We start from the raw sequence: 24,171 nt of genomic DNA on the forward strand, positions 1-24,171 counted from the left end.
AGCGAACGGAGCCCGACGGCCCCCGGCCCCATCCCCTTTCCGCGCTCACCCCTCTCATCAGGAGCCATGATGACCACGACGCCGACCGTTGCCCCGCACGACCCGACCGTCGCCCGTCACGACCTTTCCGATACCTCGGTGCGGTATCTCGATCTGCTTCGCACGACGCTGACCTGCTCTCTCTGGGATGGTCGGGACGGCGGTGCGTGGGAGCCGCGCACCGGCGCGAAGAGGATGCTGGTACGAGCCTTCCGCAGCCAGGGAATGGAAATCGTCAAGAGGAGCGCACCGGGCGCCCGGACCGACGGCCGGGACTGGCCGCGGCTGGCGCTCACGATGACCGGCGACCACCGGATGCGCAACCTCCAGGAGTGCACCGAACGAGTCATCGTCGACGGCGTCCCAGGCGACCTCATCGAGACCGGGGTCTGGCGGGGCGGCGCGTGCATCCTTATGCGCGGGGTGCTCGCCGCCTACGGCGTCCCCGACCGCACGGTCTGGGTCGCCGACTCGTTCGCCGGCCTGCCCGCGCCCAATCCGGGGCGCTACGCCGCCGACACCGGCGACCGCCACCACGAGTACGCGGAGCTGTCGGTGTCCCTCGAGCAGGTGCGGGACAACTTCCGCCGCTACGGCCTGCTCGACGATCAGGTCCGCTTCCTGCGCGGCTGGTTCCGGGACACCCTGCCCACGGCGCCCATCGAGCGCCTCGCGGTCCTGCGCCTCGACGGCGACACGTACGAGAGCACCACCGACGCGCTGACGGCGCTTTACCCGAAGCTCTCCGACGGCGGCTTCTGCATCGTCGACGACTATGGAGCCGTTCCCGGCTGCCGGGCGGCGGTCGAGGACTACCGGGCCGCCCACGGGGTGACCGAGCCGATCATCGAAGTCGACTGGACCTGCGTCTACTGGCGCCGGAACGAGCCCTAGCGGTCACGCTGAGCTGGTCCGCAGTCCGCCGGCCCCGGCGGAGAGAGGAGGAAGGGGATGGCGGAGGAAGGAGTGGCAGTGCGGCAACGACCGTGGGCGGTACTGATGGTGTGTACCGGCAACGTCTGCCGCTCGCCCCTGGCCGAGCATCTCGCCGCCGCCCGGTTCAGCGCCGCGCTGGACCGGATCGGCCTCGGCGCGGCCGGCGCGCCGGCATCCGGCGGGACCGGGGGTAACGAGCCCTCGTCCGAGGGATGGCATCCACCCGGCCCCGCCGGGGATCTTCTGGTGAGCAGCGCGGGAGTATGCGCCCGGGCAGGTGAGGCGATGTATCCCCAGGCCGCGGCGATCCTGGCATCGCGAGGGCTCGACCCGTCCGGCTTCCGGGCAAGGTTGCTGACAGCGGACCTGGTCCAGGCCAGCGATCTGGTGCTGTGCGCGACCCGCGCACACCGCTCGACGGTGGTGGGCCTTGTGCCGCGGGCCATGCGCCGCACCTTCACCCTGCGCGAGTTCGGACGGTTGACCTCCGGAGTCCGCCCCGCCGACATCCCCCCGGGCGGGGCACGGGTGGCCGGGGAGTACCTCGCCGCCACGGCCTGGCGGATCCGGGCCGCCGGCCGCGCGCTACCGGCCGCCCTCGACGACCTGGCCGACCCCCTCGACGGCGGTCGGGAGGCGTTCGAGAACTGCGCGCGGATGATCGAAGAGACGTTGTCACGGCCGATGGCCCTGCTGGCGGAGGCGTGTCACGAGCCACTGGCGGCCGCGCCTACGGACCCCGCAGGCCCGGCAGGCCTCGCGGATGTCCCGGTCGACCGGACCCCGGCACCGGGATGAACATCCTGATCGGGAACCGGTGGCTGGCCGGCTTCCTCGACGAGACCCCCCTGCCCGGCCACTGCCGGATCCGCCCGGACACCTGGGTGACGCTGTTTCCCGTGGACGGTCAGTTCTTCGTCAGGGCGGGCAGCGGCCGGGCCCTCGCCGCCTACACCCGCGAGTTCGGCATCCGCGCGGTCGCCCGCAAAACGGCCAGCCGGCTGCGGGAACGCGACCGCAACCAGCGTTACTTCGGCGTGGGCCTGGGCACCCTGGTCGAAGCCGTCCCACCCGCTGGTGGGGCGGCTTCGCGGACGGGAACGACCGTCGCTTTCGTCGCCCCCTGCCACCCGGCGTGCATGGAACGCGTCGTCCTGCATCAGGACCTCGTCCGCCCGGTCGGGCCGCCCGGCCCCACCGGCGCTCCCGCTCCCGCCGACCCACTCGGCTTCGTCAGCCCCGATCCACCACCGCGATCCGCGATCGTCTACCGGGCCCGGCCGGCGACCGCGTTGCCGGTCGTGGACGACACGCTCATCGGCTGGTCTCCGATGTCGGGAGCACCGGTGGATCCCGGTGCCGTCGATCGTCTCGTCGCCTGGCTCGCAACCGAGTGGACCGGGGCCCGACCCGGGGATCGCCCACTCGCCGGGATCAGTCCGATCACGGAGAGCACCCCGCGCCATGGCCCGCCGCCCGCGTCCGGACGACCCACCGCTGTCCTGTTCGGGTTGGGACACTATGCCAAGACACAAATCGCCCCGCACGTCCGTGATCACCTCGACCTCGTCGGTGTGCATGAGATCGACCCCGTCCAGCTGGGCGCCCGGCGACCGGACCGATGTTCCTGGGACACCGCGGCGCTGCTCCGGGACGGGGAGCGGGCCGACGTCGTCCTCATCGCGGGCTACCACCACACGCACGCGCCGCTGGCCCGGGAGGCGCTGCGGCTCGGCTCAGTGGCCGTCGTCGAGAAGCCCGTTGTCACCACAGAGGACGATCTCGACCGGCTGGTGAAACTCCTTCACGCCGGCGGGCGCCTGTTCGCCTGCTTCCAGCGACGCCACAGCCCGATGAACGCCTGGCTGCGCTCCGACCTGCGCCTAGCCGACGGCAACGAGCCGCTGATCTACAGTGCCGTGGTGTACGAGGAACCGCTTCCCCGCCGGCACTGGTACCGCTGGCCGTCCTCACGCACCCGGCTGGTCAGTAACGGCTGCCACTGGATCGACCACTTCCTCTGGCTCAACGACTTCGCGCCGGTCCGCCGGAGCACGGTGGCCCGCTCCCGCACGGACACCTTCACGGTGTACGTCGAGCTGGAGAACGACGCGGTCCTCTCGCTCGTGCTGACCAGTGCCGGGGGCAGCCGGCACGGTCTGCGGGAACAGTCTCAGCTGCGCGCGAACGGTGTGACGGCCACCATCGTCGACGGTTCGCAGTACACCGCGGAGGCCGGGTCCCGCATCCTGCGGCGGCGGCGAGTCAACCGGCTCAACAGCTACCCGGCCATGTACCGCGACATCTGCGAGGGCATCGTGGCCGGCGCCCCGGGCGAGGACGCAGGGCAGATCGCCGCCGTCGCCGCGCTCACGCTACGGCTGGACGCCGCAGCCGGCGGGGATGGGCCCGAACCCTGATCCCCGGGATCAGGGACGTCACGGTCCTGGTGCCGGCGGCGCCCGGACCCCCGAATCGGACCGCCATCACGGGCCCGGTGCGACCGCCACGCCGTCGACCGCCATCAGGAGGCCGCAAGGTCGGCCGGCACCCGGCGCCCGACCGCCCGCCGGGCTGCCGGTCCCGCCGCCGACGGACGCGTGGCCACGACGGCCTCGACCGCCGGTGCCACGATCGGGGAGACCGGGGACTGTGCCGCGCAGGTGTCGACCGGTCCCGCCACGGCGCGCGGCGCGGTCCCGGGATGGACGGCAAGCCGGCTGCCCCATTCCCGCAACCAGCCGACGACTCGTTCCCCGGCCATCGGACGTGACACGAAGTATCCCTGGACCTCGTCACACTGCCAGGCGGCGAGAGAGGCCCAGGAACGCTGCGTTTCGACCCCCTCGGCGACAATCCGTAACCGCAGCGCATGCGCCAGGGAGACCGTGGACCGCACGATCTCGGCCGCGGCCGGATCGCGGTCGAGGTCACGCAGGAAGGTCCGGTCCAGCTTCACCTCGTCGGCCGGCAGTTCGCGCAGGTACGACAGCGAACAGAACCCGGTGCCGTAGTCGTCCAGGCTGACCCGCACACCGAACCGGCGCAGCCCCGCCAGGGTTCCCTGTGCCAGCTCCCGCGCCACGATGAGGGAGTCCTCGGTGACCTCGATGACGAGCGCCGAGGGCGGGAGCCGGTGCCGGGCGAGCGCGGCCCGCACCACGCCGACGAAGGCGCAGTCGACGATGACCGACGCGGGGACGTTCACCGATACCGCGAGCGGGGCACCCCGGCCGTGCCAGCGCGCGCAGTCGGCCAGGGCCTGGTCAAGGACCTGCACGGTGAGCTTCGGCATCAACCCGGCGCGTTCGATCTCCGCCAGGAAGGCGTCGGGCGACCGCACGCCGTCGACCGGATGACGCCAGCGGACGAGAGCTTCCACACCGCTGATCCGACCACTGCGCAGATCCGCCTTGGGCTGGTAACTCAGTTCGATCTGGCCGGAGTCCAGCGCATGACGCACCTCGGCCCGCAGCAGCAGGCGGGCCCGGTTGATCGGTGGATGATCGCGGGCGTAGACGGTCTGCCCGTGACGGCCCCCCTTCGCCAGGTACATCGCCTCCTCTGCATGACGAAAGAGCTCCAGCGCGCCACGGCCGTGCTCGGGGGCATGGGCGATCCCCACGCTCGCCTCGGGCCGCACCGGAGTTCCCGCGAGCGGAACGGGCAGTTCCAGCACCTCCCGCAACCGCCGAGCGACCTGTTCGGCCCGGGCCACGTCAGCGCCGCGCAACAGCACAGCGAACGCGTTGCCGTCCACCCGGGCGAGCAGATCCGATCCGGGCAGCGCCCCGCGCAGCCGGCGACCCACCGTGGCGAGCAGGCGGTCCCCATACTCATGCCCGAGCGCCCCGTTGACATCGCGCATCCGATCGAGATCGATGAGCAGCACCGACACGGACGTTGCGCCGCGCGCCCGGTGCTCACCGCCCGCGAGACAACGGCTGGCGACGTCGAGGAAGTACCGTCGGCCCGGCAGCCCGGTCAGCTCGTCCACCACGCCGCGCCACGGCCACGCACGGCCAACGCCTCCCCGGGGATCCCACGACCGGATGTCCGGGCCGGCTGGACCGGCCAGACCGTTCGGACCCGGCCGGACCGCCGCGGCGAGGATCGCCACCGCGATCGACAACGCCGCGGCCGCGAGCACCACGCACGACAACGCGACCGGCGACGGCACGGGCCCGCCCCATCCGCCGATGAGACAGAGCAGTCCCAGAAACAGACCGAGCGCACCCCCCATCAGGGCGGCGACCCCCGAGAGCGGCCGGACCAGCATCGACCGGGGCAGCATTGACTGGAACAACACTGACCGGAACAACACTGACCGGACCATCGTCGCTCCACCCGCAGCGCATCCATGACTTGGACGAGCACGCGGACCGACATCGCCGGTCCGCGTGCTCCCGGGGACAGCCGTCCCCGCCCCGACCTCGTGGCGCAACCACCGGTGGCCACCCGACGGGCGGCCCGCACCGCCGTGCCGGATCGTCGAGCCACGCCGTATCCGATCCCGCCCATTCATCGAATTCCCCCGAAGCCGATCCCACAATGTCCTTGAGCGAGCTGCGTCCTTGAGCAAGCCGCCGCAGCCGGTCGAGGATGGCCGCCCACGGCGCCACCACCGCCGGCATCACGCGTCTGGTTTATCCCCGCGCTATCCGAGCGTAACGTGCGCCAGTTCGCAGGGTATCCGATGCCCGACTTTCCACCGGCATCGGCTCGGCCCGTGGCCGCCGACACCGTCGTTGGCCAACCGCCGGGGATACTAATCACCATGAAGGGCACCGGCGAAATCCAAACCGTTGCCACCCGGGACCACACCGTGTCCATTCCGGGAAATCCCCCGCCAGGGGCGGAGATCCTACAGTAATCAGCTCCTTGCCCGGCACCTCACCAAGTTCCCCGGACACCGGACAGGCGACGTCGAACCGAGTCGGGGCTACCACCTGAGATTCGGCGGCGCGATACGTGTAGTAACGGTCTCGCACCTCGACGGGGAGGGGATCCCCAACCTTCAACTCATCGAGACGACTAAACAGTGCTCCATATGCGGTCCGATATCCGGAAACCACGACATTCTCCAGCTCACCGGGCATGGCGGTCCCCGTCATATGTCCGGACCCCGGCGCAGGACGCTGGCGGGGGCGCCTCCCACCATGGCCGGTGAATGATTTGGACCGAATCGTGGAGCACACCGAATCATGGAGCACGCAGTATCGTCGGCGGGTCACGCCAGCATCCTGCATCTCACTCACCGTTACATGCAAAAGCATTCCTGTTACCCTCGGTACTCATTCCGAGCCGTGGAGGCTCGTCGCCCGCCGGACCGGATGCTCTACCCGAGCGACGCAGGGGGTCCGATGAAGACCGTGGCGGTGATCGTCCACTGGGGTCCACACCGGCCGACCGTGGAGCTTGCGAGGTGGCTCGACGGCAGCCCCGTCATCGCCCAAGTGGCGGTGGTCGCGAACGACCGGTCGGACCGACCCGACCACCTGCCGGCCTCGGTCGCCTGGATCCTGCCGCCCCGCGACCTCGGTCTCGGCGGAGGCTTCCGGCTCGCCAGCCACGGCTACCCCGCCGCGCAGGCCTATCTCCTGATCGGCAACCACGTCAGGATCCCGGACCCGGCGCTGCGCGCCTGCCTGGAGCTGCTGGCCGGGACGAATATCGGCGTGGTCGCTCCCACCCTGGTCGACGACGACGGTCGGCGCTCGGGCCCGGCGCGGCTGAGCCCGGTCCTGGCGGCACCGAAGGCCCGGCGCCCCCCCGGCGACCGACCCCTGGAGGCCGACTGGGTCGCAGGCACGATCATGTTCGTCAAGGCGGACTGCCTGCGGCGGATCCCCCTGGACGGCCGTTACTACCTCGGGTTCGAGGATGTCGACTTCTGTTACCGCGTCCGGGAAGCCGGATGGAGCGTCGTGGTCAGTCCGCACCGTGCACGGCACATCGGGAGCACGACCGTCCCCCGGCGTGGCGACGCCTATTACGGGGTGCGCAACCGGCTCTGGTTCGCCCGGGTCCGCGGATGGCGGGCCCGGGCCGCCTTGATCGCCCTGGCGACGGCGGTCGTCGTGCTACCCCGCGCCGTCGCCCTGGACATGCTCCTCGGGCACGGTACCCGAACCTCGGCCCTCGTCCTCCACGGCCTGCTGGACGGTCTCTCGATGCTTCCCCCGCCGGGAGAGGCACGTGACGACGAGCCGCGCGCCGCTCACTGGACAAGCTGGCCGTAGCCGGGCCGGCCACCAGGCGCGGACCGTTGCCGCATCACGGCAACGCCGGGGGCGCCGGTCCGGCGCGTCGCCTGTGGCGCCGCGAGGAACAGCGCCTGCCAGGCGAACATGTTCGGCCACCGGTCCAGCACGCGGCGATCCCACCGCCGCACCAGGTCCCCAGGGAGCAGCTCACGGGTGCGCCACCACGGCAGACCACCGGTGGTGGCGGTGGCGACGATGCGCAGTCCGTTGTCCTCCAACAGCCGCCGTGCCGAGTCGACGGTGTAAAATCGCAGGTGGGTAGCGTCCATGAGACCGGTCTCGGTGTACTCAAACCGACCCCGCAGGAACAGCGCGCGCTGCCGGTAGTGCAGCACGTTCGGCAGCGCTACCAGGACCCGGCCGCCGGGTGCCAGCGCCCGCCGGGCCTCGACGAGCAACGGCACCGGATCCGCCAGGTGCTCGAGGATGTGGGAAAGCAGCACGAGCTGGTGACTCCCGTCGGGGACGAAGGGCAGCCCGGCGCTCAGATCGGCAAGTTCGACGTGGTCGCACTCGGCCGCGGCGGCGGCCCGCTCGGACGGATCAATCGTCACCCCCGTCACCCGCCAGCCCCGGGCCCTCAGCAGCCGCGCGTTGTCCCCGGCTCCGCACCCACAGTCCAGCGCCTTACCCGCCGGTATGTCGATCAGATCGAGGAGAGGCGGGTTACCACCGTTGCGGTACCGCAGATCGGCTTCCATACACGACCCCTTGTCGCCATCATCGGAGAAGCTACAGGCAGTCAAGAGAACTCGAAACGTTACTATGACACGCTCCACAACACAGGACTAGCACCTGGAGAAACATTAAAATCACTCTCCGTGCAGATCTCGCGCCGATCCACCGCCCCGACCGCCTCCCTCACCGATCGACCTGCCCGGGTTCTGCTGCTGAGCAGTTCCCGCGGCCTCGGTGGTGGGATCGAGCGTTATCTTTCGACGGTCGAGGAGACACTGCGGGCCGGTGGGGCCGATCTCCTGCGGGTCGACATGCTGGAGTCAGGCGTCGAGCTGACCCCGGCGATCAGGGCGCGCTTCGCGTCGCGCGCGCTCGCTGCGGCGCGCCGCTTCGGCCAGGCCGACAGTGTGGTCGCCGGGCACGCCAACCTCATCCCCGTCGCGGCGGCAGCCGTCCGACTGTCCCGGGCCCGCCTCGGCCCAGTGCTGCTCTACGGCACCGACATCTGGGGCATGCGCCGCACCGACCGCGCGATCCTGCGCGCCGACCCGCTCCTGCGCCCGGTCACGATCAGTTCCTACAGCGCCGGCGCGCTGTCGACGCTGGGGCTGGCGCCCATCCTCCGGCCGGGCATCTCACCGACGTGGCGGGCGACCCTGCTGGCCGAGGCGAGCCGCCGCCGGCCGTTGTCCCCCGTACCGACCATGCTGAGCGTGTTCCGGCTCAGTGACTGGGTGAGCAAGGGTGCGGGGGTCCTGCTGGAGGCCGTGGAGTCCGTCCGGGCCACTCTCGGCCCGGTCCGGCTGGTGTTCGCCGGGCGGGGCCCGGCACCCGGGGCCTTGCACGAGCTGGTGTCCGCGCACCCCGACACCGAGCTGCACGAGTCCCCGGCCGACGACGCGTTGGCACGTCTCTACGCCACCGCCGACCTGTTCGCGCTGTGCACCCGCACCCGCTCGCGCGGGCCACGGATCAGCGGCGAGGGCTACGGCATCGTGCTGCTCGAGGCGCAGCTCGCCGGGTGCGCGGTGATCGGACCCGCCTCAGGCGGTAGCCACGACGCCTACCAGGACGGCGTGACCGGGCAGACGCCGATGGACGAGTCGGCGCAGGCGCTGGCGGACGTCCTGCACGGCATGCTCGCCGACCGAGCGCGACTGGCCCGCGTCGGCCGGCGCGCCGCGGAGTGGGCCGAGGCTGCCACCCGGCCCGACGACTACCTCCGCACGGTTTTCACCGCCCTGACCGGACGGCTACCGAGCAGCGAGGGCCGGGACATCCCGGTCCAGCCCACGGGTGCCGGAACCCGGCGGGGGGCGACACGGGTCAATACTCCCACCGGATCGGCGTGACTCCCGGATCCGGATCACGACGAGAGCGTCCATCCCGGGCCTGAATGATCCGGACGGTCATCGAGGAACCCGCCTGATCATGAAAAATGCATCGAACGGATCGGACTGATCCTCACGCGACGCGACACACAGGTCAGTAAACCCCGATACCGAACCCGATACGAATATCAAATATCGACCAGAGGTAACCATAACACTATCGGCAGTCAACAGCCGGAAATGGTTGCCGGCCACTCCTACTCCAGGTAGTCGCGCAGCTTCTGCGACCGGGAGGGATGCCGAAGCTTGGACAGCGTCTTCGACTCGATCTGGCGGATGCGCTCCCGGGTGACCCCAAACTCGCGCCCGACCTCCTCCAACGTACGCGGGTGCCCGTCAGTGAGCCCGAAGCGCAGCTGGATGACCTTCTTCTCCCGGTCGGACAGGGTGTGCAGAACCGAGTCGAGCTGCTCCTGAAGCAGGATGAAGCTAGCCGCGTCTACCGGGACGACGGCGTCGCAGTCCTCGATGAAGTCCCCGAGGTGGGAGTCCTCCTCCTCACCGATGGGGGTCTCCAGCGACACCGGCTCCTGTGAGACCTTGAGGATCTCACGCACCTTGTCCGGAGTGAGATCCATCTCCTTGGCGATCTCCTCCGGACTCGGCTCCCGGCCGAGGTCCTGCAGGAGCTGCCGCTGGATGCGGATCAGCTTGTTGATGGTCTCGACCATGTGCACCGGGATGCGGATGGTGCGTGCCTGGTCGGCGATGGCCCGCGTGATCGCCTGCCGGATCCACCAGGTGGCATAGGTCGAGAACTTATAGCCCTTGGTGTAGTCGAACTTCTCGACCGCCCGGATCAGGCCGAGGTTGCCCTCCTGGATGAGGTCCAGGAACAGCATGCCGCGCCCGACGTACCGCTTGGCGATCGAGACGACGAGACGCAGGTTCGCCTCAACCAGCTTGCGCTTGGCGATCTGCCCGTCGCGTTCGATGGCCTCGAGGTCCCGCCGCATCTGCGGGGAAGTTTTCTTGGTGGCCACCGCCAGCTTCTCGGAGGCGAACAGCCCCGCCTCGATCCGCTTGGCGAGATCGACCTCCTCCTCGGCGGTGAGCAGGGGGACCTTGCCGATCTCCTTGAGGTACATGCGCACCGGGTCGGAAGTCGGCGCCTTGAGGGCGAGCTCCTCCTCCTCGCGGCGACGGCGGGCCAGCAGATCCGCCTCGTCGGGGCTCTCACCTCCCGCCTCGAGTACCTCGATGCCCTCGTCGTTCAGCACCTGCAGCACCGTCTCGGCCTGCTCCGGGGGGAGCTCCGCGGCCTGGATGGCGACCGTGACATCCTCGGTGGTGAGGAACCCGATCTCCTTGCCCCGGATGATGAGGTCCTTGACCTCGTCCACCTGGGCTTCGCGGGGTAGGACGGTAGGACTCATGGGCGGAATCTCGTCACTTCCTTCTCGGGATCGACCCAGGTTACGCGGCACCTACGCCCCGCTCCCGGAGTTGATGCTTGTGCTGCTCCAAAGCAATCAGCTCGCCGAATGCACGGCGGAGGGCCTCGGCGTCGGTCACCCCGTTGAGCCGCTGCACACGCGACTTCAGGTCCGTGATCCGACGGGTCACATGCAACTCCTGTACCCGCGACATCTGTTCGTCGACATAACGATCATCCACATCGTGGTCGCACAGCACCCTCTCCACTGCGAGGGCAGTAACGAAGCGTCGCAGCTCCTCCTCCGGAGCCGCCGCGGTCAGCTCGGTCACCCAGGTGGTGACCTCACCGGACCTCGCCAGCCCCGCGCACACCCCACCGGCCTCGGCGATGAGGTCACGGACGGCACGGTGCGCGGGAACAGTGAACATCTCCGAAGCCAGCGTGTCGAACATCGGGCCCGCAAGCCCGGGATACTGAACGGCCAGCTTGAGCGCCTCACGCTCCACGATGACCGCCGCGTCATCGGCCCCCGCCCCGTGCCGGCGCATCGGCGCGGAACGGGCGCCAGCCCGCTCGCCCCCCTGCCGCGACCGGTGCTCGGCCACCCGGCCCACCACGAACCGCTCGTCGAGAAAACCCAGCCAGCGGTCCAGGTTCACCGCGTACCGGTGCCGCAACGCGGCGTCCTTGAGCCGGTTGACCAGCGGCGCGACGGCGTCCAAGGCGGCGAGCCGGCCCTCGGTGGTGTTGAGGTCGTAGCGGTCGAGCACCCCGCGGATTGCGAACTCGACCAGCGGCACCCGGCTGGCCACCAGATCCCGCACGGCGCCGTCGCCACCGCTCATCCACAGCTCGCAGGGGTCGCGGCCGGAGGATTCCACCGCCACGAAGGTCTGGGTGGCGAAACGCTCCTCGTGCTCGAAGGCGCGTAGCGCCGCCTTCTGCCCGGCCGCGTCGCCGTCGAACGTGAAAATCACCTCACCGCGACGCTCGTCGGAGTCCATGAGCAGCCGGCGGACCACCGCGACGTGCTCGGAGCCGAAGGCGGTGCCACAGGTCGCCACGGCCGTGGTGACCCCGGCGAGATGGCAGGCCATGACGTCGGTATAACCTTCGACCACCACGACCTGGTACCGCCGGGCGATGTCACGGCGGGCGAGGTCGGCGCCGTAGAGCAGGTTCGCCTTCTTGAACAACGGCGTGTCCGGCGTGTTGAGGTACTTCGGCCCGGCGTTCGAGGCGTCCTCCTCGGCGAGGCGTCGCCCACCGAAGCCGACCACCTCACCGGCGAGATCCTTGATCGGCCACATCAGCCGATGATGGAAACGGTCGATCAGGCCCCCGCGGGCGCCCTGTTTGGCCAGCCCCCCGAGCACCAGCTCCTCGCCGGTGAAGCGCCGGGCGAGCAGATGCCGGGTGAGGGTGTCCCAGCCGGTCGGGGCGTAGCCGACCTCGAAGCGCGCCGCCGCGGTAAGATCGAATCCCCGCGCGGCGAGGAAGTCCCAGCCGGCGCGCGCGGAGGCCTGCGACCCTAGCTGCTCGGCGTAAAACTCGGCGGCCACCCGGTGCGCCTCCAGCAGCCGCTGCCGCTGGCTGGACACCGTACGGCCGGTGGTTCCACCGCCCTCGTAGGCCAGCGTCACCCCGGCCCGACGCGCCAGGCGTTCCGCCGCCTCCCGGAAGGTCAGCCCGTCGATCTCCCGCACGAAGGAGTAGACGTCGCCACCCTGCTGGCATCCGAAACAGTGGAACAGGCCGGTTGCCGCATTGACGTAGAAGGAGGGTGACTTCTCGTCATGGAACGGGCACAGCCCGACGAGCTCGTTACGCCCCGCCGGACGCAGCTGTACGTGCTCGGCCACGACGTCCGCAATCGGCGAGCGCTCCCGGACCAGGGCGACGTCGGCGTCACGGATTCGTCCCCCCACCCGTCCCTCCCAAGTCCGCGTTGAGACTCTGCGGGTACCCGAACGAGAGGTAGCTCGCCCGGGGCAGAGCGCCCGTCAATATGTTTGCCACGTCCATTCCCGCCGGATCGATACTAGGAACACCACCCGCCGGCCCACCCGCCCTGTCGACGAGTGACGCGGCGCCCTCACATCGGTCCTACCGCTGCGATGGTACGTGTCGTAAGCACGACAGTACCGATCATGCCACGTGAATGTTGGGGACAGTGGCCGTGACGTGCGTGCCGAGCTGCGACGTCGGGCCGCGGGCCGCGCACCGGCTCACTCCCCCATCCGAGGGAGCGGGTGTCCCCCCGAACGGGGGAACACCCGAAACACCGTCGGGCCATCGGGCCAGCGGCGGACGCCCACCGGACCCACCACGCACGGATCCGGCACGCACCGGACCCCCGCACACCGGACTCGTGGCTCACAGGACCCACGGCGCCGGTCGTCCACACAGCAGCGCATGCCGCCGCTCGGCGCTGGCGTCGGTCAGACGCGCCACCTGGTCGATGACGACCCGTAGCCGTGCCGCATCGTCGGCGGCCATGCGGTAGGCCGCGCGCAACGACGGCTCGAGCACGTCCGGCGCGCCCCGGGAGAGCATCGCCACGAGCTCCGCGACCACCTCCCGCTGCCGGGACTGCCGGGCGCGGGCACCCGGCCGCTCCATCACATACCAGGCGGTGACCCCCTTGAGCGCCGTGCACTCGGCCACGGTGTCCGGATCCACCACCAGATCCGCGCCATAGCGCCGCAGCGGACCGTCGGGATGGCACACCCGGGTGGCACGGACCGCGCTGTGCGCGAACCGGGCGATGAGCTCGCTGGTCATCGCCCGCAGGGCGGCCTGGCCCCGGGCCGAGGTGATCTCGGAGCGGACCCACCAGGGCTGGCACCGCAGGGTGCCCAGGGCGGCCGCCACCGCCTCGGCGGACGGCCCCGGGTAGCGGACGGCGGTCGCGGCGGCGAGCTCCGCCCGGCGGCCGGAATCGTCGAGGGCGGCTAGATCGATGTGTCCGGCGACGACCCCGTCCTCGAGGTCGTGCACCGAATAGGCCACGTCGTCCGCCCAGTCCATGATCTGCGTCTCGATACAGCACCGGCCGGCCGGTGCGCCCTCCCGGACCCAGCGGAGCACGGACAGGTCGTCGGCGTAGGCGCCGAACTTCGCGCTGTCCGCCCGGGGCCCAGGGCGGCGCGGCCACGGGTACTTCGTCGCTGCGTCCAGGGTCGCCCGGGTAAGGTTCAGGCCTGCGCTGCGACCGCCACAGTCGACGATCTTGACTTCGAGCCTAGTCAGCTCGCGCAGGCTCTGGGCGTTGCCCTCGAAGCCACCGCAGGCGGCTGCGGCCTCGTCAAGCGCCAGCTCGCCGTTATGCCCGAAAGGGGGATGACCCAGATCATGTGCGAGGCACGCCGCCTCGACCAGGTCGGGGTCCGCTCCCAGCTCCTCGGCGAGCTCCCGGCCCACCTGGGCGGTCTCCAGGGAGTGGGTCAGCCGGGTACGCGGGAAGTCGTCGTCGAGCGGGCCCACGACCTGGGTTTTTCCCGCCAGCCTGCGCAGCGCGCTGGAGTGCAGCACCCGGGCTCGGTCCCGGGCGAAGGGACGGCGCTGGGCCGGTGTGGCCTTCGGGCGTTCCACGACCCGACGGGCCGCGTCCAAGGCATCATACCACTCACTGACCACGAGCTTGAGAGTATCGGCGCGATTCCGCGACCTCCGTCGAGCTCAGCGGCGATACTTTGTGCGCACCCTTCCCCGAATCGGCCCGGAGGCCCGCCGTGGACAAGATCATTAGATATGGGGCGATCGCGTTCCTCATCTTCTTCGTGGTGACCGCGCCCAACAGCGCGGCCAGTATCATCGACCGCGTCTTCGACTGGCTGCAGTCCATCGGTAACGGGGCGTCCCAGTTCGTAACCGATACCGCTCTGTAATGGCTACCCGGCCACTCTTGATGTCTGGGACACTGCGGGCGTGGTGAGACTCCAGCTTCCGGACCCGGCTCAGCGCGACACCAAGTACCTCGCGTCCCAGGAACGCCTGGTGATGATGGTGCGGTCACACTGGGCGGTCCTGCTACCCGTCTTCCTGCAGACCATCGGGGCCGTACTGCTCGCGCTCGTGGCGAACATCCTGCTCGCCGCGCAGGACGTTGACGCCGGCATCATCACCACGCTGCTGTGGTACTTCGCCCTCTTCATGATCTTGAGGATGCTGTGGGGGGTCGTCGATTGGCAGTTCGAGCATCTTATGATCACTGACAAGCGACTACTGAAGGTGTCCGGGATCTTCTTCCGCAAGGTCCAGACGATGCCACTGTCCAAGATCACGGATCTCACGTACAACCGGGACCCGCTTGGCCGGTTGCTCGGGTACGGCGAGTTCGTCGTGGAGTCCGCCGGCCAGGACCAGGCACTTTCCAAGATCAAGTTTCTGCCGCGCCCGGACCGGCTCTACCTCACCCTGGTCGACATGACCTTCGGTGGAGCACCCGCCCCAGCCGGAGACGACTGAGGGACGGCCCGCGGGACCGGGCCCGACGGGTTGGCGCAGGCCTGACCGGGTGCCCTGACCGGGTGCGAGGTACCCGTCGCCGGACGTCCCCACCGATCCTGCTCATGCTCACGCCTGGTCAGGCATGCGACAACGACGAAGGCGGGACCGGGGGATCTCCCCCGGTCCCGCCGGATGTCAGCCTTGTGCCTTCCCCCGCCCGCCGGCCGGCCGCTGGCCCTGGACGGGTCAGCGCAGCAGGCCGCGGGCAGCCTCGACGATGTGCTTCGCGGAGATGCCGGCCGCGTCCAAGAGCTCCTGCGACGTCCCGGAACCCGGCAGCGACCGCACCGCGAGATGACGGACCGACAGCGGCACGCTGCCGTCGCTGAGCGCTTCCAGCACCGCGCTGGCCAGTCCGCCCTCCGGGTAGTGATCCTCGGTGACGACGATGCGCCCGCCGGTGGCCCGGGCGGCGTCGGCGAGCGTCGCCGCGTCGACCGGCTTCACGGAATACAGGTCGACCACGCGGGCCGCGATCCCCTCGGCCGCGAGCGTGCCCGCCGCGGCCAGCGACTCGTGCAGGGTGACACCGGCACCGATGAGCGTGACGGTGTCGGCGTCCGATCGGCGGAGCACCTTGGAACCACCGGGGGCAAACGGCTCGTCCGGGCCATAGAGCACGGGGTAGGCGCCACGGGTGGTGCGCAGGTAGCTGACCCCGGGCAGATCCGTCATCGCCTCGACGAGCTTCGCAGCGGACGTCGCGTCGCTCGGGTAGAGCACCGTCGAGCCGCCGACCGCCCGCATCATGGCGAGGTCCTCGAGCGCCATCTGCGACGGCCCGTCGGCGCCGATCTCGACTCCCGCGTGGCTGCCGGACAGCCGGATGTCGGCCTGGGAGATCGCCGCCATCCGGATGAAGTCGTAGGCCCGGGAGAAGAACGCCGCGAACGTGGAGGCGAAGGGCACGTAGCCACGCACCGACAGCCCGACCGCCGCCGCGACGAGCTGCTGCTCGGCGATGAAGATCTCGAAGAAGCGGTCCGGATAGATCTTGGCCAAGTCCTCGGAGTAGGTCGAGTTGCTGACCTCCGCGTCGAGCGCCACCACGTCGGTGCGGGCTCCGAGCGCGGCGAGCGCCTGGCCGTAGGCGCGCCGAGTCGCCACCTTGGCGCCGAGATCGTAGGTGGGCAGCGTGATGGCGGGCCGCTCGACCGGCGCCGGTCGGGGAAGGTCCCCGGGCGGCACCGGACCGCGAACCCGCAGGTCACGCAGGCCGCCGAGCTCGGCGATGGCGCGATCGGCCATGTCGGCGGGGAACGGCTTGCCGTGCCAGCCCTCGACGTCCGCGGCCTCGGAGAAGCCCTCGCCCTTGCGGGTGCGGGCGAGGATGACGGTCGGCCGGGTGACGTCCTCGGCGTCGGCGAGCACCGCGTCGATCGCGGCGATGTCGTGGCCGTCGACGACGACCGCGCGGGCGCCGAAGGACTCCACCCGCTTGGCATAGGTGTCGAGGTCCCAGCCGAGCTCGGTCGGGCCGCGCTGGCCGAGCCGGTTGACGTCGACGATCGCGATGAGGTTGGAGAGGTTGTAGTAGGAGGCCTTGTCCAGTGCCTCCCAGACCGAGCCCTCCGCCATCTCGCTGTCACCGCAGATCACCCAGACTCGGTAGGGCACCTTGTCCAGGTACTTACCGGCGAGCGCGACGCCCACGCCGTCGGGCAGGCCCTGCCCGAGCGACCCGGTCGCGACGTCGACCCACGGCAGGACAGGCGTCGGGTGGCCCTGGAGCCGCTCGCCGAAACGGCGGTAACCATTGATCAACTCGTCGTCACCGACGACCCCGACCGCCTTGAAGATGGAGTAGATCAGCGGGGAGGCGTGCCCCTTCGAAAAGATCAGATGATCGTTCGCCGGGTCCACCGGGTTGTCCCAGTCGTATCGAAGGTGGCGCGCGACGAGAACCGCCAGCACGTCCGCGGCCGACATCGACGAGGTGGGATGCCCGGAACCCGCCGAGGTGCTGCTGCGCACCGAGTCGACCCGCAGCTGCTGCGCGAGTTCCCGAACCGTCTCCAGGTCGGCCGTCCCGACCGTGCTCTCGGATACGGGAGTTGCCACACCAGTCTCCTTACAGTGTCGTTACAGTGTCGTTACACACCCGGAAGGTAATCTCCGGAGGGTTCTCTCGCGCCTCGGGCAGCCGACTCCGCCGCTTTGCCTCACTACCACGTGTCGCACTACCCCCTCACCCGGCGATCCGAACCGTATCAGCGGCGGCCGACGGCAAAGAGGGCCGAAGCGGGCCTTGATATGTCAGAGGCGTCACGGGTTCGTATCCGCTGCTGCTGACGAGCGTCGACCCGGTGTCAGACGGCCCGGGTGGTCGCCGAAGGTGGTGATGCCTGGCGGAAGAGCTGATACCACCGGTAACCAATCCCCTCGCGGATGATGTACCGGACCTGCGTGCCGAAGCCGTGGACGGCCGGCCCCCGGTCGACCGGGGAGGTGACGGCGTCGACACCGAGGTCACGGGCCATCGTCCGGGAACGCAGGCTGTGCCAGGGATCGGTGACCAGCACGGCGGTGTGCCAGTGCCGCGAGTTCATCAACCCGGCTACGGCGGTCAGCGACCCGAGCGTGTTCGAATCCTCGGGGAGGACGAGCACCCGGCTCGGGGGGATACCCCGCTGCCGCAGATAGGTCGCGCTGGCCCCGCCCTCGGTGTAACGGTCGCCCGGCTGCTTCCCACCGACCGTGATCACCTGAGGGGCGACTCCCTCCCGGTAGAGCTCCAGCACGTGGTCGAGACGAGCGGCGAGGACCGCCGAGGGACGCCCGTCGTACTGCAAGGCACCGAGCACCACGAGGACGTCGGACCGGGGCCGATGATCCTCCCTGCCCACCCACCAGACCTGCAGAAACGTCACCACGGCGAGAACCATGATGCCGAGGAGGACAGCCGCCACCGCCCACATCATCCAACGCCACCATGGCACGCGGTGCCAGGTCGCGCGAAACGGGTTGACGATGAGACGAGGACGGGACAGGCCCACGCGAACGAACAGTAGCGTCCCTATGGGCACACGACCGACATCATAGGGCAACTGCCCCGTTCATCCGCCCAACCCCGATCGGGATTCCAGCCCGGGAAGGGCAGGGAACGGGCCGGGCGGAAACTCACCCGACCGCCGACCGGCCGAGAACCGCGGCACGCCCGGCCTCCAGCCGGGCCACCGGCACCCGGAACGGCGAACAGGAAACGTAGTCGAGCTCGAGTTCGGCGAAGAAGTGCACGGAATCGGGATCGCCGCCGTGCTCGCCACAGACGCCGAGGCCGAGATCGGGCCGGGCGCCCCGCCCGGCCCGGACCGCCGTCCTCATCAGGGCGCCCACCCCGTCGCGGTCCACCGACGCGAACGGCGACCCGGCCAGGATGCCGAGGTCGAGATAGCGCGGCAGCAACGATGCCTCGACGTCATCCCGGGAGAAACCCCAGAGCAGCTGGGTGAGGTCGTTGGTGCCGAACGAGAAGAACTCGGCGCGGCGGGCGATCTGGTCCGCGGTGAGCGCCGCCCGCGGAACCTCGATCATCGTGCCGATCGGCAGGTCGATCTCCAGGCCGCTCTCGGCGCCGACCTCGGCTAGTACCCCGCGCACCCGGTCCCGGACGGCATCCAGCTCCGCCGCGGTGGAGATAAACGGAATCATGATCTCGGGACGGGGATCACCGCCCACGCGGCGGCAGCGCACCAGCGCCTCGGCGATCGCCCGCGCCTGCAGTTCCACCAGCCCCGGGACGGTGAGAGCGAGTCGGACGCCACGGCGACCCAGCATCGGGTTGGTCTCGTGCATGCCCCGCAGGACCGCCAGCCTCGCCCGGTCGGCGTCGTCGACCGGGCTTCCGGCGGCGTCCGCGGCGGCGATCGACACGGACAGCTCGGTGAGGTCCGGGAGGAACTCGTGCAACGGCGGATCGAGCAGCCGGACCGTGACGGGCAGACCGTCCATCGCGGTGAAGATCTCGACGAAATCCTCCCGTTGCGGAGGAAGCAGCCGGCTGAGCGCCTCGGTCCGCTCGGCCGGCGTTCCCGCGAGGATCATCTGCTCGACCAGGACACGACGGTCCCCGAGGAACATGTGCTCGGTGCGGCACAGCCCGATACCCGCGGCGCCGAACCGGCGGGCCCGCGCGGCGTCCGGCCCGGTGTCGGCATTCGCGCGGACCCGCAGCCGGCGGGACCGGTCGGCGTGCCGCATCAGCCGATCCACGGCGGCGACCAGGTCCCCGCCCGGCCGGGGATGGTCGAGGCGGCCGGAATGGCCGGCATGGTCGGGATGGCCGGCCTCGAAGTACTCGACGACCGGTGACGGGACGAGCGGTACGGGACCGGGGTATACCGCGCCGGTGGTCCCGTCGATGGAGAGGATGTCCCCCTCCCGCACGACCACGCCCCGCCCGGTGGTGAGGCGGCGACCGGCGGGATCGACCTCGATCTCCTCGGCCCCGCACACGCAGGTCCGGCCCAATCCTCTGGCGACGACGGCGGCATGCGACGTCCGGCCGCCCCGGGAGGTCAGGATTCCGCGCGCCGCGAGCATGCCCGCGAGGTCGTCGGGGTTCGTCTCGCGGCGGACGAGGATGACCGGTCGGCCCTCGGCCGCCACCCGCACCGCCTCGGCGGCGTCGAAGACGGCCTCCCCCACCGCAGCCCCGGGCGCGGCGTTCACTCCCGTCGCGATCGGGGCGGGGCGGGCCGTGTCGTCGAAGCGCGGGAACATCAGGGTGGCGAGCTGGTCGCCGCTCACCCGGCACAGCGCCTCGTCATCGTCGATGACACCGCGTTCGGCGAGCGTGGCGGCGATCCGGAAGGCCGCCGCGGCAGTGCGTTTGCCGACGCGGGTCTGCAGGATCCACAACCTGCCATGTTCGATCGTGAACTCGATGTCGCACAGGTCCCGGTAGTGCTTCTCCAAGCGCGTCATGATCTCGCGCAGTTCGGTGAAGGATGCCGGGTCGATCCGCTCCAGCTCGGCAAGGGGAACCGGGTTACGGATCCCGGCCACCACATCCTCGCCCTGGGCATTGGGCAGATAGTCTCCGTACACGCCGGGTTCCCCGTTGCCCGGGTCCCGGGTGAAGGCCACCCCGGTGCCCGAGTCCGTTCCAAGGTTGCCGAACACCATCGCGACGACGCTCACTGCCGTCCCGAGATCGTCCGTAATGCGTTCGGTACGGCGGTACAGCCGGGCCCGCGGCCCGTTCCAGGAGTCGAACACCGCTCGGATCGCGAGATCCAGCTGCTCGCGGGGATCCTGGGGGAAGGGACGGCCGGTGCGCTCGAGCACGATCCGCTGGTAGGTCGCGACGAGCGCCCGCAGGTCGTTCTCGTCGAGGTCGAGGTCGCTGCTGGTGCCCTTGGCCCGCTTCGCCGCCTCGAGAGCCGCGTCGAACGACGGCTCGCCGACACCGAGGACGGTCCGGCCGAACATGGCCAGCAGCCGGCGGTAGGAGTCCCAGGCGAACCGCGGCGAACCCGACTGCTCGGCCAGGCCCAAGACGGCCTGGTCGGTCAGGCCGATGTTCAGGATGGTGTCCATCATCCCGGGCATGGAGAACTTCGCGCCGGAACGCACCGACACCAGCAGCGGATCGTCGGCCTGGCCGAGCCGCCGTCCCCGGGCGGTCTCCAGAGCGGCAAGATGCTGATCGATCTCCACCCGTAGCCCGACCGGTTCGCCGCCGGCAAGGTACTCCCGGCACGCCTGGGTGCTGATGGTGAACCCGGGCGGGACGGGCAGACCGAGATTCGTCATCTCGGCGAGGTTCGCGCCCTTACCGCCGAGAAGATCCTTCATATCCTTGTTGCCCTGGTGGAAGCCATACACGTAGCGCGCCATGGTCGTCCCTTCCGCCCCGGAGTGATACCCAGACGCTAACCCGTGGTAACGGTATGCGCAGCCAGAATGCCCATGATCAGTAACCGGAAGCGGGCAGCGAGCCGAGAGCCTCCCAGTCGAGAGCTCCGGCCGTCAGGTCCCGGATCCAGGCCAGCAGACCGAGCCGCGCCGCCCGCACCGCCGGGTCGTCGGCCATCACCATCACCGCGTCGAAGAACGCGTCGACGGCGGCCGGCAGGTCTCCGGCTGCGGCGACCAGCTCATCGAGGGAGATCACTCCGGCCGGCGTCTCCGCGGTGACAGCCGAATCGGCGCCGGAGGGCGCGAGCCGCTGGGCGAGGGCTGTCACGACCTCCAGCAGGTCGATCTCGGCGGGTTCGGTGAGGCGCTGCGCGTCGAGCACCGCCGGGGTCCCGGCCGGCACGATCCGGCGGACCCGCTGCAACGCGGCGGCCAGGGCGGCGAAGCCGGCGGCGGGTGCGGACTCCCCCTGGACGAGCTGCCGCAGTGTCACCAAGGTGGCGGCCGCGCGGGCCGGCGTGCCGGTGAGCGGCCCGACTGCGCCGACCAGGCGGTGGTCCACCCCGGCGTCGAGTAGTTGCTGGACGTAGCGGCCACGGACGAACGCCCCGGCGGCCTCGAGCGCCTCGGCGGGCACCGGCACCGGGGTAAGCCGGGCAGCACGGGCCAGCGCGCCGGTGACGGTGAGGCCGGCGAGCTCGGGCCGGCTGCCCAGGATCGCGGCGACCCCGAGCGCGGCCCGGCGCAACCCGAACGGATCCGAACTCCCCGTGGGAGCCGCGTCGAGCGCGAACAGCCCAACAAGCAGATCGAGCCGGTCGGCGAGGGCCAGCAGGCCACCGGGGGCGGTAGCGGGCAGCTGATCACCGGCCCGGCGAGGCAGCTCCATCTCAAAGAGGGCGACGGCGACCGCCTCGGGCTCACCGGCCCGGCGGGCATACTCCCGCGCCATCGTGCCGGCGAGGCTCGACAGCTCGATGACCATCTGGGTGGCCAGATCGAACTTGGCGAGCGCGGCCGCCCGGTCCAGGGTGGCCCGGTCGTCCTCACCGAGGCCGATCTCCTCGGCAAGGTCACGCGCCAGCGCCGCGATGCGGTCGGCCCGGTCCGCGACGGAGCCGAGCCGCTGCTCGAACGTCAGCTTCGCGAGCTCCGCCCGGAACGTCTCGGGCGGCACCGTGACGTCGGCGTCGTAGAAGAACGCGGCGTCGGTGAACCGGGCCCGGATGACCTCCTCGTTGCCGGCGCGGACCAGCGCCTGGTCGACCTCGCCATCGGCGACGGCGACGAACGACGGCAGCAGCCGCCCGGCGGCGTCACGCACCGGCAGGTAGCGCTGGTGCTTGCGCATGACGGTGGTGAGGATCTCCGCCGGCAGGTCCAGAAAGCGTTCCTCGAAGGACCCGAGGATCGGGCGCGGGAACTCGACGAGGTTCGCCACCTCGGTGAGCACGTCCGCCTCGGCGACGAGGTCGATGTGACCGCCGGAGTCCGCGGTGAGCTTGGCCGCCTCCTCGACGACGAGCTCGCGGCGAACTACCGGGTCGAGCAGGACCGAGCGGGCGGCGAGCAGTTCGGGGTAGCCGGACGCGCTCGGCACGTCGAGCGGCGGGGAGCCGGCCCGCCGGTGGCCGCGGGTGGTCCGACCGGCCGCGAGCGTCGACACCGCCACCGGCACCACGGCCTCGCCGAGCAGGGCGAGCAGCCAGCGCACCGGCCGGCTGAACGACAGGGCCGGATCGTTCCAACGCATATTGCGCTCCGCGCGCAGCCCCGCCACCAGCTCACCGAGCACCCCGGCCAGCACCCGGGCGGCGTCCCCGCCAGCCTCGGTGCGCACGAGCGCGACATGCTCGACACCGCGGTGGGTGACGACCTGGAGGCCGGCGGGATCCGCGCCCTGACCACGCGCGAACCCGACGGCGGCCTTCGTCGGCGCGCCGGCGGCGTCGTAGGCGGCCGAAACGCGCGGGCCGCGGACGACCCGCTCGACGTCCGGCTCCCGGGGCGCCACCTCGTCAACAATCGCCACGATGCGCCGGGGAGTGCCCAGCACCCGGACCGCACCGTGCGTGAGGCGGGTGGCCGCTAGCCGCTCGACGAGGCCGGCGCGCACCGCCTCGATGGTCCGGGTCACCTCGGCCGCCGGGAGCTCCTCCGTCCCGATCTCGAACAGCAGGGTGGCCGGCGCCTCGATCTGGGTGGTCACCGCGGCGGGCACCGCGGCCGGTGGCGGGGAGGCCACCCCGAGGGGATGGCCAAGCTCCTCGCGGCGGTCCCGCCACAGCGCCGCGACCTCCCGCGACAGTCCGCGCATCTGCGCGAAGGAGGTGGCCCGCTCGGTGGTGGAGACCGCGCCCCGGGAATCGAGGATGTTGAAGGCGTGCGAACACTTCAGCACGTAGGAGTGCGCGGGGACGGGCAGCCGGGCGTCGATGAGCCGGCGGGCCTCGGCGGCATAGTCGGCGTAGAGCCGGCGCACGGTGTCGATGTCGGCGTCGTCGAGGTAGTACCGGGACATCTCGTACTCGGCCTGGCCGAACACCTCGCCGTAGGAGATGCCGGGGGCGTAAGCAATCTCGCTGAAGTGGCGGACGCCCTGCAGGGCCATGAGGATGCGTTCCACGCCATAGGTGATCTCGACGCTGACGGTGTCGAGCGTCTGGCCACCGGCCTGCTGGAAGTAGGTGAACTGGGTGATCTCCAGGCCGTCGAGCCAGATCTCCCAGCCCAGACCCCAGGCACCGAGCGCGGGCGAGGCCCAGTTGTCCTCGACGAACCGGACGTCGTGGGCGGCGGTGTCGATGCCGAGCGCCGCGAGACTGCCCAGGTAGAGCTCCTGGGAGTTGCCCGGGTCCGGTTTGAGGATGACCTGGAACTGGGTGTGGGTCTGCAGCCGGTTCGGGTTGTGGCCGTAGCGGGAGTCGTCGGGACGGACCGAGGGTTCGGCGTACGCGACCCGCCACGGCTCCGGTCCGAGCACCCGCAGCACCGTGGCTGGGTTGAGCGTACCAGCGCCGACCTCGGTGTTGAACGGCTGCACGATCATGCAGCCGCGGTCGGTCCAGTAACGGGTCAGCGCCAGCAGCGCGTCCTGCATGGTCAACAT

The 24,171-nt window shown here is 70.6% G+C and carries 17 protein-coding genes; 7 read left to right on the forward strand and 10 right to left on the reverse strand.

The features are described 5' to 3' along the window. Positions 1–69: 69 nt before the first annotated feature. The 3 genes from AC08OJ_RS01890 to AC08OJ_RS01900 are packed head-to-tail and all read left to right on the forward strand — an operon-like array spanning position 70 to position 3,395. Complete coding sequence (locus tag AC08OJ_RS01890) at positions 70–933, forward strand: TylF/MycF family methyltransferase (RefSeq protein ID WP_476593378.1); 864 nt, start codon at positions 70–72, stop codon at positions 931–933. A 57-nt stretch (positions 934–990) separates the two neighbouring features. Further along, positions 991–1,773, forward strand: coding sequence for an arsenate reductase/protein-tyrosine-phosphatase family protein (locus AC08OJ_RS01895; protein WP_476594909.1), 783 nt, complete (start codon positions 991–993; stop codon positions 1,771–1,773). Next, positions 1,770–3,395, forward strand: a complete 1,626-nt coding sequence (locus AC08OJ_RS01900; protein ID WP_476593376.1) for a Gfo/Idh/MocA family oxidoreductase — start codon at positions 1,770–1,772, stop codon at positions 3,393–3,395. Before AC08OJ_RS01895 ends, AC08OJ_RS01900 begins: the two co-directional genes overlap by 4 nt. Before the next feature lie 104 nt (positions 3,396–3,499). Here AC08OJ_RS01900 and AC08OJ_RS01905 read toward each other — a convergent pair whose 3' ends face one another. Both AC08OJ_RS01905 and AC08OJ_RS01910 read right to left on the reverse strand, forming a co-directional pair. Continuing rightward, positions 3,500–5,299, reverse strand: coding sequence for a putative bifunctional diguanylate cyclase/phosphodiesterase (locus AC08OJ_RS01905; RefSeq protein WP_476594910.1), 1,800 nt, complete (start codon positions 5,297–5,299; stop codon positions 3,500–3,502). A gap of 448 nt (positions 5,300–5,747) precedes the next feature. After that, the gene (locus tag AC08OJ_RS01910) at positions 5,748–6,251 is read right to left on the reverse strand and encodes a class E sortase (protein ID WP_476594911.1); all 504 of its coding nucleotides are present in this window, start codon (positions 6,249–6,251) and stop codon (positions 5,748–5,750) included. 87 nt (positions 6,252–6,338) lie between these two features. Here AC08OJ_RS01910 and AC08OJ_RS01915 point away from each other — a divergent pair, with 87 nt between their 5' ends. Continuing rightward, positions 6,339–7,217 (forward strand): glycosyltransferase family 2 protein, encoded by an 879-nt coding sequence (locus AC08OJ_RS01915; protein WP_462186697.1) that lies wholly within the window; start codon positions 6,339–6,341, stop codon positions 7,215–7,217. Here AC08OJ_RS01915 and AC08OJ_RS01920 read toward each other — a convergent pair. Beyond that, complete coding sequence (locus AC08OJ_RS01920; protein ID WP_462186686.1) at positions 7,196–7,942, reverse strand: class I SAM-dependent methyltransferase; 747 nt, start codon at positions 7,940–7,942, stop codon at positions 7,196–7,198. The two genes, AC08OJ_RS01915 and AC08OJ_RS01920, sit on opposite strands and share 22 nt — an antisense overlap. Before the next feature lie 120 nt (positions 7,943–8,062). Here AC08OJ_RS01920 and AC08OJ_RS01925 point away from each other — a divergent pair, with 120 nt between their 5' ends. After that, positions 8,063–9,271, forward strand: a complete 1,209-nt coding sequence (locus AC08OJ_RS01925; RefSeq protein WP_476593373.1) for a glycosyltransferase family 4 protein — start codon at positions 8,063–8,065, stop codon at positions 9,269–9,271. A 236-nt stretch (positions 9,272–9,507) separates the two neighbouring features. Here the strand turns inward: AC08OJ_RS01925 and AC08OJ_RS01930 are convergent, their stop codons facing one another. The 3 genes from AC08OJ_RS01930 to AC08OJ_RS01940 all read right to left on the reverse strand — a co-directional run bounded on the left by AC08OJ_RS01930 (position 9,508) and on the right by AC08OJ_RS01940 (position 14,327). Continuing rightward, on the reverse strand, positions 9,508–10,686 hold the full coding sequence (locus AC08OJ_RS01930; RefSeq protein WP_476593372.1) for an RNA polymerase sigma factor: 1,179 nt from the start codon (positions 10,684–10,686) through the stop codon (positions 9,508–9,510). Between the two features lie 40 nt (positions 10,687–10,726). Next, positions 10,727–12,616 carry a DNA primase gene (gene dnaG / locus AC08OJ_RS01935; protein WP_476594912.1) on the reverse strand — a complete coding sequence of 630 codons (1,890 nt, stop codon included), beginning with the start codon at positions 12,614–12,616 and terminating at the stop codon, positions 10,727–10,729. Between the two features lie 448 nt (positions 12,617–13,064). Next, on the reverse strand, positions 13,065–14,327 hold the full coding sequence (locus AC08OJ_RS01940; RefSeq protein WP_476592112.1) for a deoxyguanosinetriphosphate triphosphohydrolase: 1,263 nt from the start codon (positions 14,325–14,327) through the stop codon (positions 13,065–13,067). A gap of 95 nt (positions 14,328–14,422) precedes the next feature. Between AC08OJ_RS01940 and AC08OJ_RS01945 the strand changes: the two genes are divergently transcribed. Beyond that, a complete protein-coding gene (locus AC08OJ_RS01945; RefSeq protein ID WP_476592113.1) occupies positions 14,423–14,578 on the forward strand; it encodes a hypothetical protein in 156 nt (51 codons plus the stop codon). 40 nt (positions 14,579–14,618) lie between these two features. After that, positions 14,619–15,158 (forward strand): PH domain-containing protein, encoded by a 540-nt coding sequence (locus AC08OJ_RS01950; protein ID WP_476592114.1) that lies wholly within the window; start codon positions 14,619–14,621, stop codon positions 15,156–15,158. Between the two features lie 228 nt (positions 15,159–15,386). Here AC08OJ_RS01950 and AC08OJ_RS01955 read toward each other — a convergent pair whose 3' ends face one another. From AC08OJ_RS01955 to AC08OJ_RS01970, 4 genes are all read right to left on the reverse strand, one after another. Continuing rightward, positions 15,387–17,261: a transketolase gene (locus AC08OJ_RS01955; protein ID WP_476592115.1), complete on the reverse strand. Its 1,875-nt coding sequence runs from the start codon at positions 17,259–17,261 to the stop codon at positions 15,387–15,389. Between the two features lie 248 nt (positions 17,262–17,509). Beyond that, entirely contained in the window at positions 17,510–18,196 is a 687-nt protein-coding gene (locus tag AC08OJ_RS01960) for a YdcF family protein (RefSeq protein ID WP_476592116.1), read from the reverse strand. 124 nt (positions 18,197–18,320) lie between these two features. Next, positions 18,321–21,041: a pyruvate, phosphate dikinase gene (gene ppdK, locus AC08OJ_RS01965; protein ID WP_476594913.1), complete on the reverse strand. Its 2,721-nt coding sequence runs from the start codon at positions 21,039–21,041 to the stop codon at positions 18,321–18,323. A gap of 76 nt (positions 21,042–21,117) precedes the next feature. Further along, positions 21,118–24,171 carry a glycine--tRNA ligase gene (locus tag AC08OJ_RS01970; protein ID WP_476592118.1) on the reverse strand — a complete coding sequence of 1,018 codons (3,054 nt, stop codon included), beginning with the start codon at positions 24,169–24,171 and terminating at the stop codon, positions 21,118–21,120.

This window comes from Frankia sp. CgKIO3, from assembly GCF_977946435.1.